Genomic DNA, 24,913 nt, shown 5'->3' with positions numbered 1-24,913 from the left:
CTGATTTTGATGATCGTCTTATGTTGAATGCGGCTGGCTTATGGAACTTCTATTTGGACGCTTCTTAAAAACAGATGGAAAGAGCAAAATCCCCTCTAAACATTGCTTTTGTTTCCCAACAGGTCTACTGAATATCATCCAAAAACATCTGTAGCCATTGTTGGGGATCGTAGGGATACAAAGCGACTAAAATAGTTGTTTTAGTATTTTCTTGCATATCGACTTCATCACCTGCTGCGGTAAGAAAGTGCGATCGTCCTCGACAACTCCAATCTGCGATTCTTAGTAATCCAGAAAAATGGTCAAACTCATTGCCAAATACTTCGATTAAATCACGATTTCCAGATTTCTTTAGCAAGACAATAAATTCAGGCGGTAATTGATTCCAAAATTCCGCAGAATTATTTGCCATTACTTCTTCAATAGTCCAATAATATTCTAAACGTTCCCATTTGCCACCATTGCCAACCTCCAGTAAAAACGTGCGATAAGCTTCTGGTAACCGAATGTCATGTTGTTGTTCAAGCGATCGTAGTTTTTCTTCAGAGCCAATTGGCGGATTCAAGGATATCTTTGTGAACTCATCATAGGGATCGAGCTGAAGAAGACGGCTCAGAGTCAGATGAATCCTTTCAGACATAGTCAACCATCGCTCTAGCGGTAATTGGTTCCCAAAGTGGCGCTCCACTGCAAAAATGTCTTTGCCATAAACCTGAACTCGAAATCGAGGCTCATTATTTTTATAGGGAATTCTGTCGGTATGGTGTTCTATATTAAGCTGACGCAGCACCTGACCCATCGCCTCAGACTCTGATTGGGTCTTAAAGAAACCCCCGAGATGATTGTGGCGAATGCCCGTGATTAGGCGATACATAAACTCGCAAGCTTTGGCTTCATCGGACGATTCAAACAGCACATCCTGCACATTACCTCTTTCAGCATAAACTACTCGCCATAGTGATCCTGATTGAATCAAACAAAATTCATTATCCCCTGTCTGCCGAATTTGATATTGAGTACATCCTTCACCCCAAAGTTTGAGATCAAGCAATTCTGCGTTTAAGTCGTAGTTATCCCACATAGATATTTTTAATCGCAATCACTACAGAGCTGTCGGGAAAAGCCATAAGCAACATTACCTTCAAAAACTTCCGTTAGCCACTTGCAAAAATCAATCGGTGAATCAATGTGATAGACCACGCCAAAACTCGCGATCGCAATATCAGTCGAAGCGGAAAGTTCCTTTAATTCTTTTAGCCATTCCAAACATTCCAGAAATGACATTGGCTTGTCATACCATTCTACAGCTAGAAATTTCATGGTTGTTTGATTGTGGATAAATACCTGATGGACAATCCCAGCATTTAGATCCATATTTGAAAGCTCATTCATAATGTCATGCTGCGGTATTTCCACTACAGTTGATACGTCTGCAAAATACAATGGGCTTTGAACAGTTTTTCTGTTTTTTTAACTTTCTCATCATTTTTTTACTCGCTTCAAAAGTTGATTGCGGATGATTTTGAGAAGGATACCGATCGCTATTGCGATCGCTCCGACTAGTAATAGCTCTTTGTGCATCAGTTCGTTTTCAAAGGAAAACCAGCCATAACATTCGCCATCGCAATTTGTGCGGGGAGGAGCAAACCAAGGGCGGTCGCGATAGCTCCAATATCCTTGAGCTCCCAACAAAATCAGCCCGATCGCTACCCACGAAAATCCAATGTCTTGCCAAAGTTTTCCATTTGACAGCAAAAAAAGTGTGATCGGGGCAATGAGTAACCCTAATACAAAGTAGTTATGATATTCGCTACTGATGGTTGCTCCTTGATGTGTCCATATGCCAATGATCGTTGCAAATATTGCCATGATCATGGCGAGGGTGAATGCCCAGTAAGGTTTGACCATAATATATTGGATGAGCCAAAGAGATAAATAGGTTGACTGAATTTCGACTGCAAAGTTTCTGTCTTGACAAGCGGTCATAATAATATCAATTCAAATTGAGATTAATTTAGTCATTGCATAGAACACAGCCACCATCATGCTCATATACATTATGCTTGGGGCATAGAATAAACATCTTAGGTTCGCTTACATAACCCCATATTTCAGAGATTTGATTGCATCGATCCTGAATCTCAAATGCTTCAATGAGAATGCGAAAGTTTTCTAGAGATGTAAAAATCCATTCTTTATGCGGCTCATAATCAAGGATCTCCCAACCCATCTGACCTTTTGTTGAATCAATAACTTGCAGAATAAAATGCTTCTGCTCATCAAAGTTATCTTGATTCCAAGGTAGTTCACTTACGTCAAATCCAACTAAACCTAGACCAAAAGAACCTTGATCATGAGATGCAAACCATACAGCTATTTTTCGTTGCAGATCGTTTTTAGCAAGAATTGAAGCTGCGATCGCAATGACAGAGATAAAGACTGAAGTCAAGCCATTATTCATTTGTACTGAATGAAGATCAGGTCTTTTTTCGTAACTAATTGAATTTGACATTAGCATTTATTTTCTTTCTTTTGTCTTTTAAATTACCAATTACTTCTCGGAACTTGTCAACGAACCAAATCATTTCTAATAGTCTAATCTCGGATAGAAATATGTAGATGGGCATAATTTATTGCAAACCTAAAACCATACAGTTGCACACCTGTATGGTTTTAGGTTAATTAGACAGCTTTAACGGGTTATATCGCTTCGGTATAAGGATAAAGCTCACCTGTCGTAATGGAGTATAGTTAAATAGTGGTCAAGGTCAAAGACTTGTTAGCCAGAGATGTATGGATTGTCTGGGAGATAGATGATCTCATAACCACTTTTAGCTAGATGCTGGATTAATTCTTTGGGCGGGGCTTCCTTGAAAATTATCGCTGAAATAATTCCGTAATCCATAAAACCTAGTCTGCATAAAATATTTTTAATGTTAATACGGAATTTTATTTTTTTTTGTAATGGTCCTCTCTCTGAGAGCTTTTCATACTCAACGCCTGAAAAATAGACATCATTTATTCCATTGAAAGCCACTACTTTATAATTTAGTCCTAATGCAACTTTCTCAATCTCTCTTCTCGAAATACTGAATACGTAATTACCAGATTCCTCAAAGAAGTGCCGCTCAGTATTCTTTCTGCCGAATATAGATTTTATGATATTTTTCAAGTCTCTGAGAAATATCTCTAAAATCCTATTGTTGATTTGACCATCATTTGGCTCTATCAATATTACCCCTTTGCTTGCCACTCTCAACATTTCATAAAGCGCAAGCATCGGTCTAGGGAAATGATGATAAGCTTCTTTGCAAAAAACATAATCGAATTTAGAGTCTTGAAATGATAATGACTCAGCATTTTCCATCTTGTACGCAGAAATGTATCCAATATCCTTTGCTTCTTCTAATAGATAATCCGATATGTCAGTCGCTAGAGCTTCACAACCTTTTTGTAAAATATAATTAGCATCTTTGCCGTATCTCCCATCGCCTACAGTAAGCCACTTTGCTTGTGGATCCTCTATTAAAATAGGATCAATGAGTTGGTACATACGTTGATGCCGCCATGCATCAACCGTGTCTTCCTCAAACCATGTTTTTGCATAGGCTTCATTCTTGCCGCCAGAGCTAAATTCCTTGAAGTGCTCTTGATGTTGCCGATAGCTTTTTTCTTGGAAATTGTCTTTGGAATTCATTGTAAATATCTCGTTTTATTCTACTGGCTAATCGTTGAATTGAGGGTCTTTAGATGTCTTTAAAGATTGACTAAAACCTTAGCTGTTTGTCTGCTCCAAATTTGTTATTCAACCCAGCTATTGCCATTATTTTCGCATTCTAGCACTACCTCAATCCTTAAGAGCAATAGGGTTGCTTAGTAGTCAGTAAACCAATTAGCATCATGCGCTACATACTAAAGGATCGCCATGAGGCTATAAAATGTATTGCGAGTTACCTAAGAAATACAAGATAATATGCCCCGCCGTACTGACATCCAAAAGATTTTATTGATTGGCGCTGGCCCAATCGTGATCGGGCAAGCCTGCGAATTTGACTACTCAGGAACCCAAGCCTGTAAGGTTTTACGGGACGAGGGCTACTATGTGATCCTAGTTAACTCCAATCCTGCGACGATCATGACTGATCCCGCCACCGCCGATCGCACATACATTGAGCCGATTACGCCTGAAGTCGTTGCCCAGATTATCGAGAAAGAGCGCCCTGATGCGATCCTGCCCACGATGGGCGGACAAACAGCGTTAAATACAGCCGTATCCCTTGCGAAAATGGGCGTTTTAGAAAAATATGGTGTTGAACTGATTGGCGCAAAACTAGAAGCGATCGAGATGGCAGAGGATCGCAAGCTATTTAAAGAGGCGATGGAGCGCATTGGTGTTGCCATGTGTCCATCGGGCTTAGGGACGACGATGGAAGAATCCCGTGCGATCGCGCAAGAAATTGGCTCCTATCCCCTAATTATCCGTCCTGCCTTCACTATGGGCGGCACTGGCGGCGGTATTGCCTATAACCAAGAGGAGTTTGAAGAAATTTGTGCCTCTGGTTTAGAAGCGAGTCCCGTATCACAAATCCTGATCGAGCGATCGCTAATTGGCTGGAAAGAGTACGAGCTAGAGGTGATGCGCGATCTCGCCGATAACGTGGTGATTATTTGCAGCATCGAAAATATCGATCCGATGGGTATCCATACGGGCGACTCAATTACGGTTGCGCCTGCTCAGACTCTGACTGACAAAGAATATCAGCGCTTGCGTGACTATTCGATCAAGATTATTCGTGAAATTGGTGTTGAGACGGGCGGCTCGAATATTCAGTTCTCGATCAATCCTGAAAATGGCGATGTGGTCGTCATCGAGATGAATCCTCGCGTGTCGCGTAGTTCGGCTTTAGCCTCCAAAGCTACAGGATTCCCGATCGCTAAATTTGCGGCGAAACTTGCTGTCGGCTATACCCTTGATGAAATTTCTAACGATATCACTAAGAAAACTCCTGCCAGTTTTGAACCAACCATTGATTATGTAGTTACCAAAATCCCTCGCTTTGCCTTTGAGAAATTCCCTGGATCTGAGGCGGTTCTCACTACTCAGATGAAGTCGGTCGGTGAAGCGATGGCGATCGGGCGTACTTTCCAAGAGTCGTTCCAGAAAGCATTGCGATCACTTGAAGTTGGTCGTTTTGGCTTTGGTGGCGATCGCGAAGAAACCTTACCCGATCTGGAAAAAATCAAATACAGTCTGCGGGTTCCTAATCCCGATCGCATTTTCTCAATTCGCGATGGATTTTTATCAGGTTTATCGGTACAAGCGATTTTTGAACTGACCAATATCGATCCTTGGTTCTTGCAAAAAATGCGCGAGATCACCGATGTGGAACTTTCGATCAAAGGTCGGAAGCTCGATAGCGTCAAAAAAGAAGAGATGCTAGAAACGAAGCGCATGGGCTTTAGCGATCGCCAAATTGCCTATCTCACGGGTACAAACGAAGATACAGTTCGTGCCTATCGCAAAGATTTGGGTGTGATTCCTTCCTATAAAACCGTTGATACCTGCGCGGCTGAGTTTGAAGCACTCACTCCCTATCACTATTCGACTTACGAAGAAGAATCAGAAATTCTACCTTCCACTAAGCGCAAGGTAATGATTCTCGGTGGTGGACCGAATCGGATTGGACAGGGGATTGAGTTTGACTATTGCTGCTGTCATGCCAGCTATGCGTTACGCGCCGCAGGTTTTGAGACAATCATGGTCAACTCTAATCCTGAGACTGTTTCTACGGATTACGACACTAGCGATCGACTCTATTTCGAGCCATTGACCCGCGAAGATGTACTAAACATCATCGAAGCGGAAAAACCTGAAGGAGTAATCATTCAATTTGGTGGACAAACTCCGCTCAAACTTTCGGTTCCCTTGTTGAAATATCTCCAAGATACCAACTCCACCACTAAGATTTGGGGAACTTCACCCGATTCCATTGACATTGCTGAAGACCGCGAACGTTTTGAAGCAATCTGTCAAGAAATTGGCATCATGCAGCCAAATAATGGCTTAGCTCGTTCTGAAGAAGAAGCCGTAGTAATTGCTCAACGTGTTGGCTATCCTGTAGTTGTCCGTCCTAGCTACGTTCTTGGTGGTCGTGGCATGGAGGTAGTCTACTCCGATGCTGAACTCGAAGACTATATGCGCCGCGCCATTATCATCGAACCAGAACATCCTGTGCTGATCGATCATTTCCTTGAGGGTGCGATCGAAGTAGATGTGGATGCGATCGCTGATCAACTGGGTAATGTCACCATCGGCGGCATTATGGAACATATCGAAGAAGCAGGGATTCACTCAGGCGACTCGGCTTGTTCGATTCCTACTTTCTCTTTACCCCCTGAAGTTCTTGCCACCATTCGCAAATGGACTATTAGCCTCGCTAAATCCCTGAACGTGATTGGCTTAATGAATATTCAATATGCCGTGCAGTTGAATAACAACAACCTCAAGGAGAGCAAAGTCTTTATCCTTGAAGCTAATCCCCGCGCCTCGCGGACTGTTCCATACGTCAGTAAAGCAATTAACGTTCCCCTCGTTAACTATGCTTCACGAATTATGGCTGGTGCGACCCTTGCGGAACTCGGCTTAACTGAAGAAGTAATTCCCAAGCACATCTCAATTAAGGAAGCTGTACTTCCCTTTGCTAAGTTCGCGGGAACCGATACAATTTTGGGACCCGAAATGCGATCGACTGGTGAAGTCATGGGCATCGATACCGAGTTCGGACGTGCTTTTGCTAAAGCACAACTTGGCGCTGGTACGCATCTTCCCCTTGAAGGAACTGTCTTTATCTCGGTCAACGATCGCGATAAAAGCGGTATTTCGACAGTTGCTGAAGCCTTTGTTGAACTTGGATTTAAAGTCGTGGCGACAGAAGGGACTCACAAAGTTCTGCGCCGCAACAGCATTGAATCAAAGCAGGTTCTCAAGGTTCATGAAGGTCGTCCAAACATTAGTGACGTGATGAAAAATGGTCAAATTCAATTGATTGTTAATTCACCCAGTGGAGAAGAAGCGAAAACCGATGGCAAGATGATCCGCCGCACCGCGATGGCTTATAAAATCCCTGTGATTACAACATTAGCTGGTGCAAAAGCCGCGATCGCAGCTATACGAGCCTTACAGACTGGCGGTATTTCCGTAACCGCACTTCAGGATTATGCTTAAGCTGTAGGGTGTGTTAGCGTCAGCGTAACGCACCCTAATTTTGGGCTTGCCGAAATTTTTGCTCAAATGAGTTAGAAGAACCTTTTGAAAGTGTTGCTTAGCAACACTTTCAAAAGGTTCTTAGTTTGAGTTTCAGCGCAAAGCGCTGTATCAATGGCGGCAGCCAGATTACAGACAAGACGAAGTAATAGGTTTTGCTAATAAATCCAACAGCAGCCTATGTAGTAGATTTGTCTGCTCTAGCATTGCCATATGTCCACAATCTGGAAATTCAAAAACATTCTCCCCATAACCATTAAAAGAATAATGGAAACTAGCAAGATGATTTACATATTTTGGTTCCATTATGGTGTCATCTGCTCCAGCTACAAAATAAATGGGTTGTTGCAACCTTGAGACGATTTGCGGGAGCTTGTGAACTTCCTGTTCACTAGTAGAATCTAGCAAAGTTCCTTTTGCCGCTTGATATTTAGCAGACACAAAATCTATCGCTCTTTGTTTACCCCAAGACTGATCCAAAGGATACTTGACACTATCTTTGGCAAATTGAACATGAACTAGAGGTATATTTTGTAGCCACTTGGGGCGTAATTTTAAAATAATTTTGCCTGCTGTCCGAAACTTCTCAAACTCTTCTTTGATATAAATACCGCCGCCTGCATTTAGACAAACAACACCTAAAATCCGATCGCTAAATAAATGTGCTGCCCATAAAGCGATCGCACCGCCAAGGGAATGCCCCACCAACCAAACCTGCGAAAGCTCTAAATGATCAAGTAACGCTTCTAAATCTCTTGCATAACTAATTAACGAATAGTCATTGCGATCGCTAATTTCAGAAAGCCCAAACCCTCGTAAATCATAGGATAAGCATTGGAAATCAGGTTGTAGCTGACTAATCAATGGTTGCCAATAAGCCTGACTGAGCATCCAACCATGTAAAAAAGCGATCGTTGGAACTTGCTTTTTTGCGTGTGTAGGAGTTGTAAGGCTATAACTATGTTTTGCTCCTTGAATGATGACACTGGACATATAGAGAAAAGCCTATAGTTGCAGATAAAATGCGATCGCTGATCCGATCATATAACAAGACAATGAGCTTAAGTGCGTTGTTCCGCAAAGCTACCCAAATAAAGGCGGCGTGGAGCGCCGCCTTTATTTGGGTAGCTTTGATTAAGCCAGCCAACTTTTAATAAAAAAGTACAGCGTCATCGCTGAACCAACACCAATTACAAATCGCTTGACTACAATGGGTGGGATCTTTTGAACATAGTAAGCACTGATATATCCACCAATCGCCGCACCAATCGCCGCGATCGCACCCTCTTGCCAAAGAATTACCCCCGCATTAACAAAGGGAATCACTATTACCGCATTAATACAACTGGTGAGCATGGTCTTATAGGCATTCATGCGATGGATATTAGTCATCCCCATCAGCGCAAAGGTTGCCAGAAATAAAATCCCCATACCACCTCCAAAAAAGCCGCCATAAATAGCTACAACTAATTGCAAGATTGTAATTAAGACAGTTCGTAATTCTCTAAGCTTAGTGAATCGATCTTGTTGTTGCTCAACCCATACCGTCATTTTGTTACTAAAAGCAAAAGCCAATGTCGCTGTCAGTAGTAGATATGGTAAAACTTGCAAAAATGTTGCAGATGGCGTTCTTAGTAGCAAAATTGCCCCTGCAAGCCCTCCGATCACTCCTAATATGCATACTTGAATTAGCGATCGCTTATCCTTATCAAATTCATGGCGATAGGCTCCTGCACTGGCTAACGTACCAGGAAGTAAGGCGATCGCATTAGTGGCATTAGCCGTTATAGGCGGAATACCGACAAACATGAGAACAGGGAACAATATAAAACTGCCGCCCCCTGCGATGCCATTGATTCCACCAGCCAACAACGCCGCCCCAAAAATCAGTAAATATTGCATATTAACGAAATATATACGACTCTAAAACAATCTAATTAATGCTGAATCCAAACATAACTTTTGGACGTAATCATATTCAGAGAAATCAACCCAATCTACATAAATCGGGAAACGACAATATGATTAAGGTTTTTAAGAAATATCAGAAGCTTTTATTCAGCATGGCAATTGGTATCACCATTTGCTTACTTGCAATAAATATTAGTGCACCAGCTCAATCTTATAACCGCGCTCCCAAAATCAATGTTTCGCAGCTAATTAATACCACTATCAGTTTAGCAACCTATCAACAGCAAGCTGAGGCTGAACTTATTTCTCAAGGGAATTTGATTAGCCAAGGTGCTAGTTTCACTCGATTTGCTGCAATATTGTCAGGTGCTGAAGTTTACCCGAATCCAGCGACAACGAACGCCTCAGGTGTGCTTGGAGCAGCCTTGATCGGCGATCGATTAATTGTGCGTGGCAGTTTTTATGGTTTAAATAGCCCTTTACGTGACTATGCTACTGATCCTGTAGCCCCTCCAAATCCAAATATTACTTCAGGTGTACATATTCATAAGGGATCAGCTAATGCTAATGGGCCTTTCCAGTACGCGCTGCAAGTGCAAGTTAATTCAGATGGTGTCAGCGGCAATGTCAAGGGCGAATATAAGCTAACAGATGAGCAACTCCAAGCTCTTAATAGTGGTGGCCTATATGTCGATATTCACACCAAATCTAATCGTGCTGGGGAGTTGCGCGGTATTTTAAACGCACAGTCGTAAAACTAAAAAGCTGATTGGTTGCTTAGCAACCAATCAGCTTTTTAGTTTTAGAGTTAACTATATTCAGCAATACAGGATTTTACAGCAATTTCTTGTTAAACGAACAAATAAATATTTTAAAAGTGTTGCAGAGCAACACTTTTAAAATATTTATTTGTTCGGGTTTGAGCGCAAAGCTCTGTATGTAACGTGGGAGCGTTCATTTTTGCTTTAATATTATTAATGTAAGCAATTATTGTCGTCTTAGTGTGTCTAAGCTGCGTGATATCTAGCGTTTATCTTGCGTTGATTCAAGGGCGTTTAGGATTTAGAGCGTAGCCGCAAACCTTCCGCTATAGGCACTGGTACATTTTTTAATCGTTATGCCCAAAGTTCTCGTTTCTGACCCCATCGATCAAGTTGGTATCGATATCCTCTCTCAAGTCGCCACTGTTGACGTAAAAACAACTCTCAGTCCAGAAGAATTAATTCAAATTCTTCCAGAATATGATGCGATCATGATTCGCTCTGGCACAAAACTCACCAAAGAAGCTGTTGAAGCTGGTAAAAACCTCAAAATCATCGGTCGTGCTGGTGTTGGGGTCGATAACGTAGACGTTCCTACAGCCACAAGGATGGGGATTGTCGTTGTTAATTCACCCGAAGGTAACACGATCGCAGCGGCTGAGCATACCCTCGCGATGATGATGTCGCTATCGCGCTTTATTCCTGCTGCAAACCAATCCCTTAAGGGTGGTAAGTGGGATCGTAAAAGCTTTACTGGTGTTGAGGTTTACAAGAAAACCCTTGGTATTCTTGGCTTAGGAAAAATCGGCTCCCATGTAGCCACAGTTGCCAAGTCTTTAGGAATGCGGATTCTCGCCTACGATCCCTACTTAACGGCTGAACGCGCCGAGAAACTTGGTGTAAACCTAGTGGATCTAGAAATTTTGCTGCGTGAAGCAGATTACATCACATTGCATTTGCCCAAAACTAAGGACACTGCACATCTAATTAATGCCGATCGCATCGCCATCATGAAAGATGGCGTAAGAATCATCAACTGCGCCAGAGGCGGGATCATTGATGAAGTCGCGATCGCTGAAGCAATCAAGAGCGGTAAAGTCGGCGGCATTGCCCTTGATGTATTTGAAAATGAACCACTTGAAGCTGAGTCTGGTTTGCGCGAACTCGGCGCTAACGTCATCTTAACCCCGCATCTTGGTGCATCTACCGAAGAAGCTCAAACCAATGTAGCTGTCGATGTCGCCGAACAAATTCGTGATGTTTTGTTGGGCTTACCAGCGCGATCGGCGGTAAATATCCCTGGTTTACGTCCCGATGTATGGCAAAAACTCAAGCCTTATCTCCAACTTGCCGAAATGTTGGGCAATCTGGTTGGACAACTGGCTGGTGGTCGTGTCGATACTCTCAATGTCAAGCTCCAAGGTGAAATCGCTAACAGCGAAAGTCAACCAATCGTCGTAGCTTCTCTCAAAGGTTTGCTTTCTCCTGCTTTGCGCGAACGGGTTAACTTTGTCAATGCCAGCATTGAAGCCAAAGAACGTGGTATTCACGTCACTGAAACCCGCGATCCTTCGGTTGAAGATTACAGTGGCTCAATTCACCTAACAGCTCATGGCAGCCAAGGCGAACAGTCAGTAACGGGCGCATTACTTGGTAAATCAGAAATTCGGATTACCAGCATCAATGGTTTCCCAATTAACGTCGCACCTACCCATTACATGTTGTTAACACTTCACCGTGACATGCCAGGTATCATCGGTAGAATCGGCTCGTTGCTTGGTAGTTTCAACGTGAATATTGCCAGTATGCAAGTTGGTCGTCGTATGGTTCGTGGCGAAGCGGTAATGGTCTTGAATATTGATGATCCATTGCCTAGTGGTTTAGTTGATGAAATCGTGCATATTCAAGGCGTAACCGATGCTTTTGTGGTGAAGCTATAGTTTAGATGGTGACGCAATGCGTTACCTTATGAACTAAATTTAGCGGGTTTGTATTATGTCAACTTCAAAACCATATATTTCTTCGGAAAAATATCGTCAAATGTTGGTGCGTGATGGCGATCGCCGTTTTCAAGAATGGCACAATAGATTTCTCAGTTACCAACGGGCTTATCTAGAAGACTTGAATAAACGTAAAGCAAAATAAAGAAAAGGCTCGCTTAGCGAGCCTTTTCTTTAGGGGAAAATTTATGGATTTTTGGGAATGGTACGATCGCAATTTTCTAGCGGCTAAACAACATGATGTACCTATATACGAACTAGATTGGTTAGTTTTAAGGCTAACTGACCTAGATAAATTGGACTTAAGATTGCGATCGCCAAATATATCTCAAAAAGTTACACTTGAAACCTTAACCACTCTCGATCAACTTTGGCAAAAAAGGCTAAACGATCGCATTCCTGTTCAGTACCTCACAGGCGAAGTGACATGGCGAGATTTAGAATTACAAGTTTCTCCCGCCGTATTAATTCCTCGTCCTGAAACCGAATTAATCATTGATATTGTTACTGATTTTGTTAACAAAAATAGCAAGGATGGGAGCTATACAAATGGGGTTTGGGTTGATTTAGGCACTGGTAGCGGCGCGATCGCGATCGCCTTAGCACAGCATTTCTTAAATATAAAATCGCAAGCGCAAATTCATGCAGTTGATTACAGCGAAGCCGCTTTAGAAATTGCCAAAATTAATGCTAACAAGAACCATCAGCAAGTTTACTTTCATCAAGGCAGTTGGTTTGAGCCATTAGCTAAATTAAATTTACAAAACCAAATTGCGGGAATAGTTTCCAATCCACCTTATATTCCCAGTATTGAAGTTTTAAATTTGCAACCAGAAGTCACAAATCACGAACCACATTTGGCGCTAGATGGTGGTGATGATGGACTTGAGGCAATTCGAGAATTAGTTAATACTGCACCACAATATTTAATTTCAGGCGGCTTTTGGATCGTAGAACTAATGGCAGGACAGTCAGAAATAGTGCGATCGCTATTACAAGCAAACGGCAATTATACAAATATTCAAATACATCGGGACTACGCAGGAATTGCAAGATTTGTATCTGCACAAATGCTTGACTAAAAGGCACATCCCCAAAAGATAAGAGGAGGAGCTTCGCTCCTCCTCTTATCTTTTGAGCACTAGCGCTAATTAACGTACTTGCATATAGGCAACGTCAGAAATCAAAGGAATTTTATCCGCATATTTACCAAAGACGCATTGAAATACTGAATATATAAATGCAGCTGTTATACCTAAAAATGTAACACTTGCAATAATTTGCAGCATAAAGGGGAAGAAAGAAATTTGGCCTAAAGCTACTTCTAAAATCTGAGCTAATGCTCCTACAAGCGCAACAATCACATCTAATAGTAAAGCTTGCATAGCATTGAAGCGTGTAAAGTGGTTAACCTTGTAGCTTCTAACTACGAAAATAAATACACAGATCCAAACAACAAAACGGATAGAGATAAAATCAATAATGGAAATAGATAGAATTTGACTCAATTTAAAAACTGGGAAAAACACAAAAAACAAATAAGGAAATTGAAGAAACAGAAATGCACCAAAACCAACTACTGCGGTGATTGGCAGTAGGTAAGGCAAGCTGGCGTATAGTCTATCTAAATTATTAACTGAACTACGTCGTGCCATAAATCATTATTTGTTTCTAAATTGATTGAGCATAATCGATTCAGGATAAAGAACTAAACTTTTCTTTTTATAGTTCACACTGAAATGATGCAGCTTGAGAAAGCGTAGGAATATCAGAATATTCACCTTTAATGCTGTAATAAATTGCATAACCAGCTACTAGGGTCGTACCGATAAATATTGTATTAGCAATAGTTGCACTGATTACCGATGGTAATCCATTGCTAGTTAGCTGTTGGGCAATTTGAAAGAAAAGTTGAACGATAAATAATACAATTTGCATTAACAAAGATTGCATTGTATTGAAGCGAATAAAATGTGGGACACGAACATCTCTTACGATTAAAAAGAATAACCCCATAAACAGGAAAAATTCGCCTGTCAAACCAAGTACAGGAACTAGTGGAAATGCTAAAACATTGCCATACAACCAAATAAACGGAAAAAATGGAATCACTAAGAGTGGGAACTGCTGAAATAAGACAGCCCCATAGATTACGCCCGCCGATATGGGTAATAAGTAAGGCAAGCAACTATAAAAGCGATGCAGAGGTATTACAGATTGCTGCCATGTCATAACGATTTTCTCTAAGTTCAGTATTGTTGTCTAAGTTTATATAGCGCTTTTCAAGCAAGCGAGGGACAGAAGTTTATTTACCCGATTTCGGGGGGAAATAAATCCGTACCTAAGCAAACTGGTAAACACCATATCAAATCCTAATTCATTTGTGAAATCGAATGATTTGAGAGCTTTACAGCCTGAAGCAGGGCTGCTCTTACAAACCATTTAGGATTGCTATATTATGAAATCGATTTTAGCTTAAGACTCTTCAAGAGATTTAAAATTTATTTACATTTTGCTGTCATAAAGCTCAAGAAATGTAACGAAATGTAAACAAATCAATTTCAAATTATTGCATTTATTGCCCAAAATCAACCACTGCAATGGTTGTCTGGTATTAAATAGTGAATAGGTATAAATCTTTAGTTGCTAATTGTTACCTTATGTAACAGTTTGAGCAACAAATAACGAATCAGCCAAATTTAAAATTCCCAAAAATCAGGACAGTAATTTAAGGAGACTGCATGTTCACTTCTGCGCCACCGATCGCATCACTATCTAGTAGACGTATCATTCCCGAAAATCTACAGGGTCGGGTCTTAATGAAGTTGGTCTATGTAGTGCTCGAACCTCAATACCAGAGCGCTATGTCGGCGGCTGTAAAGTCAATTAATAAAAATAATCCCAACCTTGCGATCGAGGTGAGTGGCTATCTAATTGAGGATATTCGGAGTCCCGAAAATTACGAGGAATTCAAAGAAGATATCGCTGGCGCTGATATTTTCATCGCATCACTAATTTTTATTGACGATCTGGCGACAAAGATTGCTCTTGCCGTTACCCCACATCGCGATCGCCTATCTGCCTGTGTGGTATTCCCATCCATGCCAGAGGTAATGCGTCTCAATAAAATGGGCAGCTTCAGCATGGAAAATCTGGGGCAGTCTAAGAGTGCGATCGCGCAGTTTATGCGCAAGCGCAAAGAAAAATCGGGGAGTTCTTTTCAGGACAGTATGCTCAAGGTTGTGCAGACCTTGCCCAAGATTCTCAAATATATGCCGATGGACAAGGCGCAGGATGCTCGTAACTTCATGTTGAGCTTCCAATATTGGCTCGGTGGTTCGACCGAAAATCTCGAAAATTTCTTGTTGATGCTTGCCCAAAATTATTTACCCACTGTCAAGGCAAGAGCTAAAGAAACGGGTGCGGCAAATCTGATCATTAAAGAGCCTGTTACTTATTTGGAAAAGGGGCTTTGGCATCCACTCGCGCCAAAGATGTTCGAGACTACGGCTGACTATTTAAAATGGTTTAACGCCCGCGAAGATATTTCTGATGACATGAAAGATCCTCTAGCACCATGCGTGGGTTTGTTGATGGCAAGAACTCACCTTGTTACAGGCGATGACGCGCATTATGTGGCAATGGTGCAAGAATTGGAATCCCTTGGGGCGCGGGTGATTTCTGTATTCAATGGGGGCTTGGACTTCTCCAATGCGGTTGAAGAATATTTTTACGATCCTAAACAAAAGGATCGGGCGATCGTGGATAGTGTTGTTTCGCTAACTGGATTCGCTTTAGTTGGGGGCCCTGCTAAGCAAGATCATCCCAAAGCAATCAAAGCCCTCGAAAAGCTGAATCGTCCCTACATGGTGGCTTTACCCCTCGTATTCCAAACTACTGAAGAATGGCAAGATAGCGATCTTGGTTTGCATCCTGTCCAAGTTGCTTTGCAAGTTGCTTTACCTGAACTTGATGGTGGACTCGATCCGATTGTGCTGTCGGGTCGCGATAGCATGACGGGAAGATCCCATGCGATCGGCGATCGCCTCGAAACTATTGCCAACCGTGCAATCAAATGGGCTAATCTCCGCCGTAAGCCCCGTCACGAGAAGAAACTCGCGATCACAATCTTCAGTTTCCCTCCAGATAAGGGCAATATCGGAACGGCTGCTTATTTGGATGTATTCTCTTCTATTCATAAAGTTGCAGAAGCCCTTGGCAACAATGGCTATGATGTCCAAGGCTTGCCCAAGACATCCCACGACATGATGGAAGATATCTTGCACAATCCTGAAGCAATGGTCGGCAGTCCCGAACTCAACGTTGCTTATAAGATGTCTGTCCCTGAATATGAAGCAAACACTCCCTATGTCGATCGCATTATCGAACAGTGGGGAGCCGCCCCTGGACATCTAAATTCCGATGGACAGAATTTGCTGATTTACGGTAAGCAATATGGCAATCTCTTTGTCGGCGTGCAGCCCACCTTTGGTTATGAAGGCGATCCGATGCGTTTGCTCTTTAGTAAATCTGCCTCACCACACCACGGATTTGTCGCTTACTACACCTATCTCAACCATATCTGGGGAGCCGATGCTGTCCTCCACTTCGGTACTCATGGCTCGATGGAATTCATGCCAGGCAAGCAAGTCGGTATGTCGGGCGAATGTTTCCCTGACAGCCTGATTGGTGCATTGCCAAACATCTATTACTACGCCGTAAATAATCCATCGGAAGCCACGATCGCAAAACGGCGCGGTTACGCCACAATCATCAGTTACATCACGCCTGCTCCTGAAAATGCAGGTTTGAGCCGTAATTTGCAAGAACTCAGCGAACTGATTGCTTCTTACAAAGATTTGCGGACTGGTAGTCGCGGTATCCAAATCACGAACACGATTATGGATAAAGTGCGCTTGGTGAATCTGGATAAGGATGTGGAACTTCCTGACACCGATGCGAAGGAGATGGATCTAGAGGGACGTGATAACGTCATCGGTCAAGTTTATAACAAGCTGATGGAAATCGAATCGCGAGTTCTGCCCTGTGGTTTACACATTGTCGGCGAACCCCCGAAAGTGGAAGATGTCACCGATGTCTTGACCAGTATCGCCAGCTTCGATCGCCCTGAAGACAATATGAAGTCTTTGTTGCGGATTATGTGTGAAGCGATCGGTCGCGATATCGAACTGCTTTATAAGTCCAGCGACAAAGGCATTTATGCCGATGTGGAACTGTTGGCAAATATTCGGGCGATCGCTAACAAAGCCGTTGGTGCATTGGTCAAAGCAAAAGCCGATGATGATGGCAAAGTTTCCAAAATCTCGGTTCTCAACTTCTTTAAAATGGGCAAAACCGAACCTTGGATCGAAGTCTTCCAAGAGAATGGTTATGCAAATATCAATAAAGATGATATCAAGCCTCTATTTGAGTTCCTAGAGTTCTGTCTCAAACAAATTGTTGCCGACAATGAACTTGGCGGTCTCATTCGCGCCCTTGAAGGCGATTATATTCTGCCTAGCCCTGGAGGAGATCCAATCCGCAATCCCCTCGTGCTGCCCACTGGCAAGAATATGCATGCGCTCGATCCTAACTCGATCCCTACTAGTGCCGCAGTCCAAGCTGCGAAAACCGTAGTCGATCGCCTCTTAGAGCGTCAACGTCAAGACAACAACGGTGTCTATCCCGAAACGATCGCCGTCGTCCTCTGGGGAACTGATAACATCAAGACCTACGGCGAATCCCTCGCTCAAGTTCTCTGCATGATCGGCGTGAAGCCCATGCCCGATGCCCTCGGTCGCATCAATCGTTTAGAGTTAACTCCTCTCGAAGAACTAGGCAGACCTCGCGTTGATGTGGTCGTCAACTGCTCAGGCGTATTCCGCGACTTGTTCGTGAATCAAATGGACTTGATCGATCGCGCCGTGAGAATGGCTGCCGAAGCCGATGAGCCTTTGGAAATGAACTTTGTCCGCAAACATGCGATCGCCCAAGCAGAGGAGTTTGGCTTAACCATCAACCAAGCCGCAACTCGCGTATTCAGTAACTCATCAGGTTCCTATTCCTCTAATGTTAACCTAGCTGTGGAAAACAGTACATGGGAAAACGAAGAAGAATTGCAACAGATGTATCTATCGCGCAAGTCCTTCGCCTTTGGTGCGAATGTCAGCAACACCCAACAGCGTCAGCTTTACGAAGCCTCACTGAAGACCGTTGACATGACCTTCCAAAACTTGGATTCGTCAGAAATCAGTCTCACCGATGTATCCCACTACTTCGACTCTGACCCCACCAAGCTTGTTGGCAGTCTGCGTAAAGATGGCAAAAAACCCGCCTCTTTTGTCGCTGACACCACGACAGCCAATGCTCAAGTCCGCACCCTGACTGAGACAGTTCGCCTCGATACCCGCACGAAGATTCTCAATCCTAAATGGTATGAGGGAATGCTCAAGAGTGGTTATGAAGGTGTGCGCGAAATCTCGAAGCGCCTAGTTAACACGATGGGCTGGTCGGCAACGGCTGGAGCAGTGGATAACTGGGTTTACGAAGATGTCAATGATGTCTATGTGAACGATAAAGAGATGTGCGATCGCCTCAAAAATCTCAATCCCAATTCGTTCCGTAAGATTGTTGGTACTCTTCTAGAAGTCAATGGTCGCGGCTATTGGGAAACCAGCGAAGAGAATCTGGATAGATTGCGAGAGCTTTATCAAGAACTCGAAGACCGCATTGAAGGTGTAGAGTAAAATAAAAAAGGGGCGGCTTGTGCCGCCCCATTCTTTAGGCTACAAATATGAACTACCGAAATTACATCACGATTGAGCCAAATAAGCGAGGTGGCAAGCCTTGTGTGCGTGGGTTGCGAATTACGGTTTATGAAGTGCTTGAATACTTAGCCTCTGATATGACCGAAGCAGAAATACTTGAAGATTTTCCCGATCTAACGCGAGAAGATTTTAAAGCTTGTATTGCATATACCGCAGCAGGATAGTTAGTTTATGGGAAATAGCGATAAATTTCTTTGCGATGCAATACTCTACAAAATGTAACGGTTTCTCCATCAAAGATCACGCCAATTCGATAATCTCCTACTTTGATTCGATACGCATTTTCATAGCCCTGTAGTTTTTTGACATTTTTGATATCTGCCAACCCAGCAACTTTGGGAATCTCCTCAAATACAAGGCTGTTCATGGGTTTGAAGTAAGGAGTACTTTTGAGAGCTTTAAGTTCTTTGAGAAAGCTTGGAAGGTAATTAACGTTCATGCTCTTTCCATTTCGGCAAGCGCTTCTTGGAGACTAAGAGGCTTTTCATCCTTGACTTCTAGCATGGCATGGACAAGCCCTAAATCTTCAATGGCTTCGACAATTGCAGGATCTTGAGAATGGCTTTCTGATTCTGGCGTAACGCTTTCACGAAACAAACGAATGATCTGCAAAAGGTTTGACCAATATTGCTCAGGAATTTTGTCTAGCTCATTGGCTAATTCTTCTGCAAATATAGTTGGGCTATTAGTTGTCATCTTTTTCCTTCTTTAACTAGACTTAAACATTAATCTATTCTTTTACCAACTGGAATCTCGCAAAGATAGATCGTATCTTAAATTTAAATTAGGATTATCTAATGTCGGAAATGAGCCAGTCACTCTATCAATGTAATGACCTTCATAACCAAGTCTCCATAGTAAAACGTCATCAATCCATTGGATGGCTTGCATTATTGCGCGATAACGATCTTCTAAAGTTATTTCGCTAACTTGCGGATGTACAGCATCATTACGAACTGACAAAAAATCTTGTACGAAATCTATATCAAAATAACCCCTACTTTTTGTTAAGCCTATACGTTCAAGCATTAGTCTCAATCTTTTACCAGTAGTAGAAATATGTTCCTGTCCTGCTCTACGTCCAAGATTCCAAGCAGTTTTAGCTATATCAGTACGTCTAATATCGAATAACAATTCGCATCTTGCTTTTGTAGTTAAATTATTCTCATCTTCCACTAGAATAGCATAACTTAATCGCTCTAAAGCTGCTCCAGTAGCACTAGCTGCTAATTCCCAGTTATCGCTACTTGTTGCCTGAAAGTATTGCACCAGAACAAAATAAAAAGTCTCTCTCCAAAATGGTTGAGCAAGCATTTTTTCAAAGCTGTCAAAGCAGCTAATGAAAACTGCTAAATCACTGTCTTCTGTTAGCCAGCTTTTCCCTAGCTTTTCAAGAGATGTAAACTGAGACGCAGTGTGTATAAGTGAAGACGTAGTGTCAGTTGAGATAAATGATTTGCTTTTGAGATCATTTTCGTCTGATTCATATCTGGTATATTTCTCACCTTCAATAAAGACAGGTGCTATAAATCCTCCATTAGCATAGGAAAGAAGTAAGCCAAGATTTCTAAGTAATTCTTCGGCTTCATTGATGCTAATGTTTGTAAGTGATTCAGGTAGTTCTTCAGCCTCCTCAGTTTCTTTTAACTGAAAAAGAGTCCCTACCCCTGTTAAATATGTACCAACATTATCTTCTCTCATATCAAGCCATTTACAAGCTTGCTCACCTATTTCTAGATTGATAGCCCATTTAGAATTCAAAGGAATTCCCTTTAGAACGCCACCATTACAATCTTCTTGAAGACTGTGACAGTGAAAAATCCTTTGAAATCTTGTGTTAGTTAAACAAAAGTTAAATTTATGTGATAGAGTCTCTGGATCATCTAAATCTAAATAGGTTCTTAAAGCTGTTCCTTTAGCAATGGAAGAAATATCTGCGCCACGACTAATTTCTCCTAATTTAAGAAGTTCAACTTGTATTAGATGTCCTAAAAAGAAGTTTTCTAATAGACTTTCACTAGCAAAAACAGCATGAAATTGAGGCACTTCCATACCCAATATTTCAAAATCCCATAATATTCGAGGTATTGGATAAATTTGTAGCTCCACCAAAAGCCGTCCCACCAAGTCATCGATTTCCGCAAAATTATTATAAACAACTAATTTTTCAGCAAGAATAAGATTCTCTTTTTTTAAAATCATAATTAATTATTTGGATTATTAAATATTTATGATGAGGATTCGTGGATTGTATGTAGTTTAACTAATTCAATAAAACACATTTCCCACAAATCATTTTAGAATATCTGCATGAGTTTTGGGGTGATCCCACTTTTTGCTTGAAAATAGTTGATCGCAGTTTATGGGTGATGAAGTGGGATCGCTGTTTGGTTTGGGGGAATAGGCGATCGGGTTTTGTGGGTGTTGAGAGGCGATCGCTGTTTGATGTTGAGATTTAGGCGATCGGGTTTTATGGGTGGTGAGGGGCGATCTCTGTTTGATTGGGAAATAGGCGATCGGGTGTGATAGATGGTGAGGGGCGATCAGTTATAATTATGATTAATCAAGTAAGTTGTACTGACTGCTATGACTAACGCATTACAATACATCTGTGATTCAGAAGGACAAACAGTTTCCGTAGTTGTCCCCATTGCCTTCTGGCAAGAACTAATGGCAGAAAGAGAAACAGCATATTTACTTAGCAGTCCAGCAATGAAAGAAAGACTGCTTAAAGCCAGAAAACGTCAAGATGGAATCTCTTTGGAATCTGCCTGTGAAAAACTTGGAATTTGATGCAGATGCTTTTGAGGACTTAGCTTGGTGGATTGAAAATGATCGTAAAAAAGCATTAAAAATTATCAAGCTGATTCGTGAAGTCCAACGTAATCCATTTGAAGGTACAGGACAGCCCGAAGCTCTAAAACACGATCTGTCTGGCTGTTGGTCGCGCCGTATCGATCAAGAACATCGTCTAGTTTATGAAGTTTTAGACGATAAAATCAGAATTCTCGCCTGCCGCTTTCACTACTAAATTACTGTTGGTTGATGTGGGGAATAGGCGATCGGGGTTATGGTGGGTATGGGACGATCGCTGTTTGTTTTTGAGATTTGGGCGATCGTTTTTTGGGTGATGAGGGGCGATCGCTACCTTACAAACTTAAATCCAATGCAAAAATAATCGCTTTCTTGATTTGTAACATCACATCAATTGGCAAATCTCCCAACTTGCGTTCTAACCTTGCAGTAGGAATAGAAGCAATACCCTGAACATTAGCTATGGATGATTGATTAAGAAACTTCAAATTAGGAAGTACGACCTCATACTCACTATTTCTATACTGAGTCGTCAAAGGAACATAAATCACTAAAACTCTTGGAGGATTTGCATCATAACGGGAAACAATGACAACAGGACGAGTCTTTGCTGCTATCCCCAAATCCGCTAACCAAACTTCACCCTGCTTAATATTCATCCAGCAAATCCAATACCTCTTGTTCCACAGAACGCGATCGCAAAATATCTAACGCATCCTGATCAGCTAAATCAATTATTTCCAAAATGAACTTTCTCGCCAATTCAGCAACATCTGGTTCCCATTTGGCTAATCTTACATTTAATGTTTCCGCTAAAGTATCCATTTTTACCTTTGCTTAAAGCATCAACCTAATTCAGATTAACATATTTACTGAGAGGCGATCGCTGTTTGATGTTGAGTTTAGGAGATTGGGTTTGTGGGTGATGAAGGGGGCGATAGCTGTTTTATTTGATGGAAATAGGCGATCAGGTTTTGGTGAGGGGCGATCGCTGTTTGATTTTAAGCAACCTCACTCAAAGCGTCACGAATCACCTCATCACTTACACCGTGACGCTTTAAACTCTCAATAAATATAGAAACAGAATATCCATCCAATCTCTCAAGATCAGCACGAAGCCCCTGCCCAATATAAGCACGAACTAAAGGCTGATATCCAGAAAATCCTAATAATGGGGCAACTTTTTTCAAATCTTCAATTACATCCTCAGGAATACGGATTGTCACCGTTGCCATCGGACGATTTCGATCCAATCGTTTTTTTAAAGCTGCAGTTTTCATAATATTCATGCTCCTTGCGTGTTGCTTTTCTTGCAGAAATAATCCGAACTAAATCGTTCTCCCGTTCAACATAAACAACGTAAAGAAGATTTCATCGTTTATCTAAGCCAATCACAGCGTCTCTCTCTTCATCATTACGACTTGCATCAACTACTACTAAAAATGGATCAAAAAAGGCTTCAGTAGCTTGCTGAAATGTCACTCCATCATGATTAATAGGATTAATCCGAGCCTTCTCCTCATTCCAAACAAATTTAATCCCGTTCAGTACAAAATACAAATCCATACTGTGTATTTTAGTCAAAGCGTATTTACGTTGTCAATACAAGTTCATCCAAAAGTTTTGTGCTGGAGGCGATCGCTGTTTGATGTGGGTGGGAAAATTGAATGGATTTTCGCTCTGGAGCGATCGCAGATAGAAATATTGACAATTATGACCTATACGCTCTCAACAGGTTCAGGTTTCCAAGTTTCGCCGTACTTGTCTTTGAGCGCAGACCATGCCTCGACTTGACCTTCGGCATATTCACCTGGTTTCCCCCATTGCAGGAAAGCACTCATTTGCGCCTTATCATCGGCATCGAGGAAACGGATAGCGTAGGTGGTGAAATTGCCGCGCTTGGCTTCACCTGTTTCAAAGCGGACATCAGTGATTTTGTCCATGTTTAGGTGAAACTCGATATGCTCAGAATGCATATTCGCATATTTGCCCTTAGGCAACTCCGCATAAAACAACTTCTCGATATTTACCCTTGCTTCTAGCACACCCGCATCACTGGTGACGATCAGACGCACTAAGCCGAGAGTGTGACATTCTTCTAAAAAATCTTTTAAAGTAGCAGCCATAGGAGTTTATTTAATATTAATTAATAAGTTTGTGATGATGTTGTGAAATTTTTTTGCGATCGCAATATACCTATTAAAGCCGAAAAGGGTTAGTGTGTGTAGCTTTTGGGAGATAAAAGCAGCGATCGCCTCTTTGCCTTAAGAAATTCCCAAGACCTCAAAAATGCTCTAAAGTTGACTACAAGCTCATTTACCCGCACTCAATTAAGCATTTATCTATGAAAATCGCCAATAACATAACCGAATTAGTCGGACGTACCCCACTGGTCGAATTGCAGCGTATCCCCAAGGCTGAAGGTTGCGTGGCACGAATTATTGTCAAGCTAGAGGGCATGAATCCCGCCGCCTCGGTCAAGGATCGGATCGGGGTGAACATGATCCAAGAAGCTGAAGAGCAGGGCTTGATTGCGCCAAATAAGACGATTTTGGTGGAGCCTACTTCGGGTAATACAGGGATCGCGCTCGCGATGGTGGCTGCTGCTAAGGGCTACAAATTAATCCTGACTATGCCCGAAACCATGAGTATGGAGAGGAGATCGATGCTACGCGCCTATGGAGCTACCCTCGAACTTACTCCTGGTACTGAAGGCATGGGCGGCGCAATCCGTCGCGCTAAGGAAATCAGCGAAAGCACTCCCGATGCTTATATGTTGCAACAGTTCCGTAATCCATCTAATCCTGCGATCCATCGCAAGACTACTGCTGAAGAAATTTGGGAAGATACTGAAGGACAAGTTGACTTTCTGATTTCGGGCGTTGGCACTGGCGGTACGATTACAGGGATTGCTGAGGTGATTAAATCACGCAAGCCATCGTTTAAAGCGATCGCAGTCGAGCCAGCCAATAGCCAAGTTTTAGCAGGCAGTCGCCCAGGTCCCCACAAAATCCAAGGCATCGGCGCAGGATTTATCCCTGAAGTTCTCAAAACAGAACTGATTGACGAGATTATTCCTGTGACTGACGATCAAGCGATCGCCTATGGACGCAGATTAGCGCGTGAAGAAGGACTTCTATCGGGAATCTCTAGTGGAGCAGCCCTTTATGCAGCAGTACAGATTGCCAAGCGTCCTGAGAATGCAGGCAAAATGGTGGTGATGATTCAGCCTAGTTTTGGCGAACGTTACTTGAGTACGCCTCTATTCCAAGATCCTGAATTGATGGCGCTGAGTTAATACTCCTGACTTGTACTCCCATTACAAAGGCTTTAAGA

26 protein-coding genes and 1 pseudogene are annotated in these 24,913 nt (G+C 42.2%); 10 read left to right on the top strand and 17 right to left on the bottom strand.

Annotated elements, in window-relative coordinates; genetic code table 11:
• Nucleotides 1–124 precede the first annotated feature (124 nt).
• The 5 genes from PseudUWO311_RS24440 to PseudUWO311_RS16110 form a co-directional block, all read right to left on the bottom strand.
• Complete coding sequence (locus PseudUWO311_RS24440) at nt 125–1,081, bottom strand: SMI1/KNR4 family protein (protein ID WP_223807607.1); 957 nt, start codon at nt 1,079–1,081, stop codon at nt 125–127.
• Between the two features lie 8 nt (nt 1,082–1,089).
• Complete coding sequence (locus PseudUWO311_RS16125) at nt 1,090–1,392, bottom strand: hypothetical protein (RefSeq protein WP_142656269.1); 303 nt, start codon at nt 1,390–1,392, stop codon at nt 1,090–1,092.
• A gap of 90 nt (nt 1,393–1,482) precedes the next feature.
• A complete protein-coding gene (locus PseudUWO311_RS16120; protein WP_142656268.1) occupies nt 1,483–1,986 on the bottom strand; it encodes a hypothetical protein in 504 nt (167 codons plus the stop codon).
• A 28-nt stretch (nt 1,987–2,014) separates the two neighbouring features.
• Entirely contained in the window at nt 2,015–2,512 is a 498-nt protein-coding gene (locus PseudUWO311_RS16115) for a hypothetical protein (RefSeq protein WP_142656267.1), read from the bottom strand.
• A gap of 267 nt (nt 2,513–2,779) precedes the next feature.
• Nucleotides 2,780–3,697, bottom strand: coding sequence for a class I SAM-dependent methyltransferase (locus PseudUWO311_RS16110; protein ID WP_142656266.1), 918 nt, complete (start codon nt 3,695–3,697; stop codon nt 2,780–2,782).
• A 276-nt stretch (nt 3,698–3,973) separates the two neighbouring features.
• Here PseudUWO311_RS16110 and carB point away from each other — a divergent pair, with 276 nt between their 5' ends.
• On the top strand, nt 3,974–7,225 hold the full coding sequence (gene carB, locus PseudUWO311_RS16105) for a carbamoyl-phosphate synthase large subunit (RefSeq protein WP_142656265.1): 3,252 nt from the start codon (nt 3,974–3,976) through the stop codon (nt 7,223–7,225).
• A 168-nt stretch (nt 7,226–7,393) separates the two neighbouring features.
• On the opposite strand, the gene PseudUWO311_RS16100 is transcribed toward carB, so the two are convergent.
• Together PseudUWO311_RS16100 and PseudUWO311_RS16095 are read right to left on the bottom strand one after the other, a co-directional pair.
• On the bottom strand, nt 7,394–8,257 hold the full coding sequence (locus PseudUWO311_RS16100; protein WP_142656264.1) for an alpha/beta fold hydrolase: 864 nt from the start codon (nt 8,255–8,257) through the stop codon (nt 7,394–7,396).
• A 141-nt stretch (nt 8,258–8,398) separates the two neighbouring features.
• Nucleotides 8,399–9,166, bottom strand: coding sequence for a sulfite exporter TauE/SafE family protein (locus PseudUWO311_RS16095; RefSeq protein ID WP_142656263.1), 768 nt, complete (start codon nt 9,164–9,166; stop codon nt 8,399–8,401).
• 119 nt (nt 9,167–9,285) lie between these two features.
• Between PseudUWO311_RS16095 and PseudUWO311_RS16090 the strand changes: the two genes are divergently transcribed.
• From PseudUWO311_RS16090 to prmC, 4 genes are all read left to right on the top strand, one after another.
• A complete protein-coding gene (locus PseudUWO311_RS16090; RefSeq protein WP_142656262.1) occupies nt 9,286–9,930 on the top strand; it encodes a CHRD domain-containing protein in 645 nt (214 codons plus the stop codon).
• 362 nt (nt 9,931–10,292) lie between these two features.
• Entirely contained in the window at nt 10,293–11,876 is a 1,584-nt protein-coding gene (gene serA, locus PseudUWO311_RS16085) for a phosphoglycerate dehydrogenase (RefSeq protein ID WP_142656261.1), read from the top strand.
• Nucleotides 11,877–11,931: 55 nt separating this feature from the next.
• A complete protein-coding gene (locus PseudUWO311_RS24090; RefSeq protein ID WP_190303529.1) occupies nt 11,932–12,081 on the top strand; it encodes a hypothetical protein in 150 nt (49 codons plus the stop codon).
• Between the two features lie 43 nt (nt 12,082–12,124).
• Nucleotides 12,125–13,018 carry a peptide chain release factor N(5)-glutamine methyltransferase gene (gene prmC, locus PseudUWO311_RS16080; protein WP_142656260.1) on the top strand — a complete coding sequence of 298 codons (894 nt, stop codon included), beginning with the start codon at nt 12,125–12,127 and terminating at the stop codon, nt 13,016–13,018.
• Nucleotides 13,019–13,087: 69 nt separating this feature from the next.
• Here the strand turns inward: prmC and PseudUWO311_RS16075 are convergent, their stop codons facing one another.
• Nucleotides 13,088–13,591: a Tic20 family protein gene (locus PseudUWO311_RS16075; RefSeq protein ID WP_142656259.1), complete on the bottom strand. Its 504-nt coding sequence runs from the start codon at nt 13,589–13,591 to the stop codon at nt 13,088–13,090.
• A 67-nt stretch (nt 13,592–13,658) separates the two neighbouring features.
• Nucleotides 13,659–14,168 (bottom strand): Tic20 family protein, encoded by a 510-nt coding sequence (locus PseudUWO311_RS16070; RefSeq protein ID WP_142656258.1) that lies wholly within the window; start codon nt 14,166–14,168, stop codon nt 13,659–13,661.
• 509 nt (nt 14,169–14,677) lie between these two features.
• Here PseudUWO311_RS16070 and PseudUWO311_RS16065 point away from each other — a divergent pair.
• Both PseudUWO311_RS16065 and PseudUWO311_RS16060 read left to right on the top strand, forming a co-directional pair.
• Complete coding sequence (locus tag PseudUWO311_RS16065; protein WP_142656257.1) at nt 14,678–18,682, top strand: magnesium chelatase subunit H; 4,005 nt, start codon at nt 14,678–14,680, stop codon at nt 18,680–18,682.
• Nucleotides 18,683–18,729: 47 nt separating this feature from the next.
• The gene (locus tag PseudUWO311_RS16060) at nt 18,730–18,927 is read left to right on the top strand and encodes a DUF433 domain-containing protein (RefSeq protein WP_142656256.1); all 198 of its coding nucleotides are present in this window, start codon (nt 18,730–18,732) and stop codon (nt 18,925–18,927) included.
• 5 nt (nt 18,928–18,932) lie between these two features.
• On the opposite strand, the gene PseudUWO311_RS16055 is transcribed toward PseudUWO311_RS16060, so the two are convergent.
• The 3 genes from PseudUWO311_RS16055 to PseudUWO311_RS16045 are packed head-to-tail and all read right to left on the bottom strand — an operon-like array spanning nt 18,933 to nt 20,965.
• Entirely contained in the window at nt 18,933–19,202 is a 270-nt protein-coding gene (locus tag PseudUWO311_RS16055) for a type II toxin-antitoxin system RelE family toxin (protein ID WP_142656255.1), read from the bottom strand.
• Nucleotides 19,199–19,459, bottom strand: a complete 261-nt coding sequence (locus tag PseudUWO311_RS16050) for a hypothetical protein (protein ID WP_142656254.1) — start codon at nt 19,457–19,459, stop codon at nt 19,199–19,201. The genes PseudUWO311_RS16055 and PseudUWO311_RS16050 overlap by 4 nt, the downstream gene beginning before the upstream one ends.
• Before the next feature lie 42 nt (nt 19,460–19,501).
• Nucleotides 19,502–20,965, bottom strand: a complete 1,464-nt coding sequence (locus PseudUWO311_RS16045; protein WP_142656253.1) for a hypothetical protein — start codon at nt 20,963–20,965, stop codon at nt 19,502–19,504.
• Nucleotides 20,966–21,349: 384 nt separating this feature from the next.
• Here PseudUWO311_RS16045 and PseudUWO311_RS16040 point away from each other — a divergent pair, with 384 nt between their 5' ends.
• Together PseudUWO311_RS16040 and PseudUWO311_RS16035 are read left to right on the top strand one after the other, a co-directional pair.
• Nucleotides 21,350–21,556 (top strand): prevent-host-death protein, encoded by a 207-nt coding sequence (locus PseudUWO311_RS16040; RefSeq protein WP_142656252.1) that lies wholly within the window; start codon nt 21,350–21,352, stop codon nt 21,554–21,556.
• Nucleotides 21,513–21,794, top strand: coding sequence for a Txe/YoeB family addiction module toxin (locus tag PseudUWO311_RS16035; RefSeq protein ID WP_190303528.1), 282 nt, complete (start codon nt 21,513–21,515; stop codon nt 21,792–21,794). The genes PseudUWO311_RS16040 and PseudUWO311_RS16035 overlap by 44 nt, the downstream gene beginning before the upstream one ends.
• 118 nt (nt 21,795–21,912) lie before the next feature.
• Here PseudUWO311_RS16035 and PseudUWO311_RS16030 read toward each other — a convergent pair whose 3' ends face one another.
• From PseudUWO311_RS16030 to PseudUWO311_RS16015, 5 genes and pseudogenes are all read right to left on the bottom strand, one after another.
• Nucleotides 21,913–22,236, bottom strand: coding sequence for a type II toxin-antitoxin system PemK/MazF family toxin (locus PseudUWO311_RS16030; protein ID WP_142656251.1), 324 nt, complete (start codon nt 22,234–22,236; stop codon nt 21,913–21,915).
• A complete protein-coding gene (locus PseudUWO311_RS24085) occupies nt 22,226–22,402 on the bottom strand; it encodes a hypothetical protein (protein WP_190303527.1) in 177 nt (58 codons plus the stop codon). Before PseudUWO311_RS24085 ends, PseudUWO311_RS16030 begins: the two co-directional genes overlap by 11 nt.
• A gap of 176 nt (nt 22,403–22,578) precedes the next feature.
• A complete protein-coding gene (locus PseudUWO311_RS16025) occupies nt 22,579–22,857 on the bottom strand; it encodes a hypothetical protein (RefSeq protein ID WP_142656250.1) in 279 nt (92 codons plus the stop codon).
• Nucleotides 22,850–23,143 (bottom strand): annotated as a pseudogene (locus tag PseudUWO311_RS24435) (BrnT family toxin); the annotation flags it as partial. The gene PseudUWO311_RS16025 and the pseudogene PseudUWO311_RS24435, both read right to left, overlap by 8 nt.
• A gap of 152 nt (nt 23,144–23,295) precedes the next feature.
• Nucleotides 23,296–23,703: a ChuX/HutX family heme-like substrate-binding protein gene (locus PseudUWO311_RS16015; protein WP_142656249.1), complete on the bottom strand. Its 408-nt coding sequence runs from the start codon at nt 23,701–23,703 to the stop codon at nt 23,296–23,298.
• A gap of 218 nt (nt 23,704–23,921) precedes the next feature.
• Between PseudUWO311_RS16015 and cysK the strand changes: the two genes are divergently transcribed.
• Entirely contained in the window at nt 23,922–24,875 is a 954-nt protein-coding gene (gene cysK / locus PseudUWO311_RS16010; protein ID WP_142656248.1) for a cysteine synthase A, read from the top strand.
• Nucleotides 24,876–24,913 lie beyond the last annotated feature (38 nt).

The sequence above is a fragment of the Pseudanabaena sp. UWO311 genome, from assembly GCF_006937785.1.
Classification (GTDB): Bacteria; Cyanobacteriota; Cyanobacteriia; order Pseudanabaenales; family Pseudanabaenaceae; genus Pseudanabaena.
This window is presented reverse-complemented; position numbering and strand designations above follow the sequence as displayed.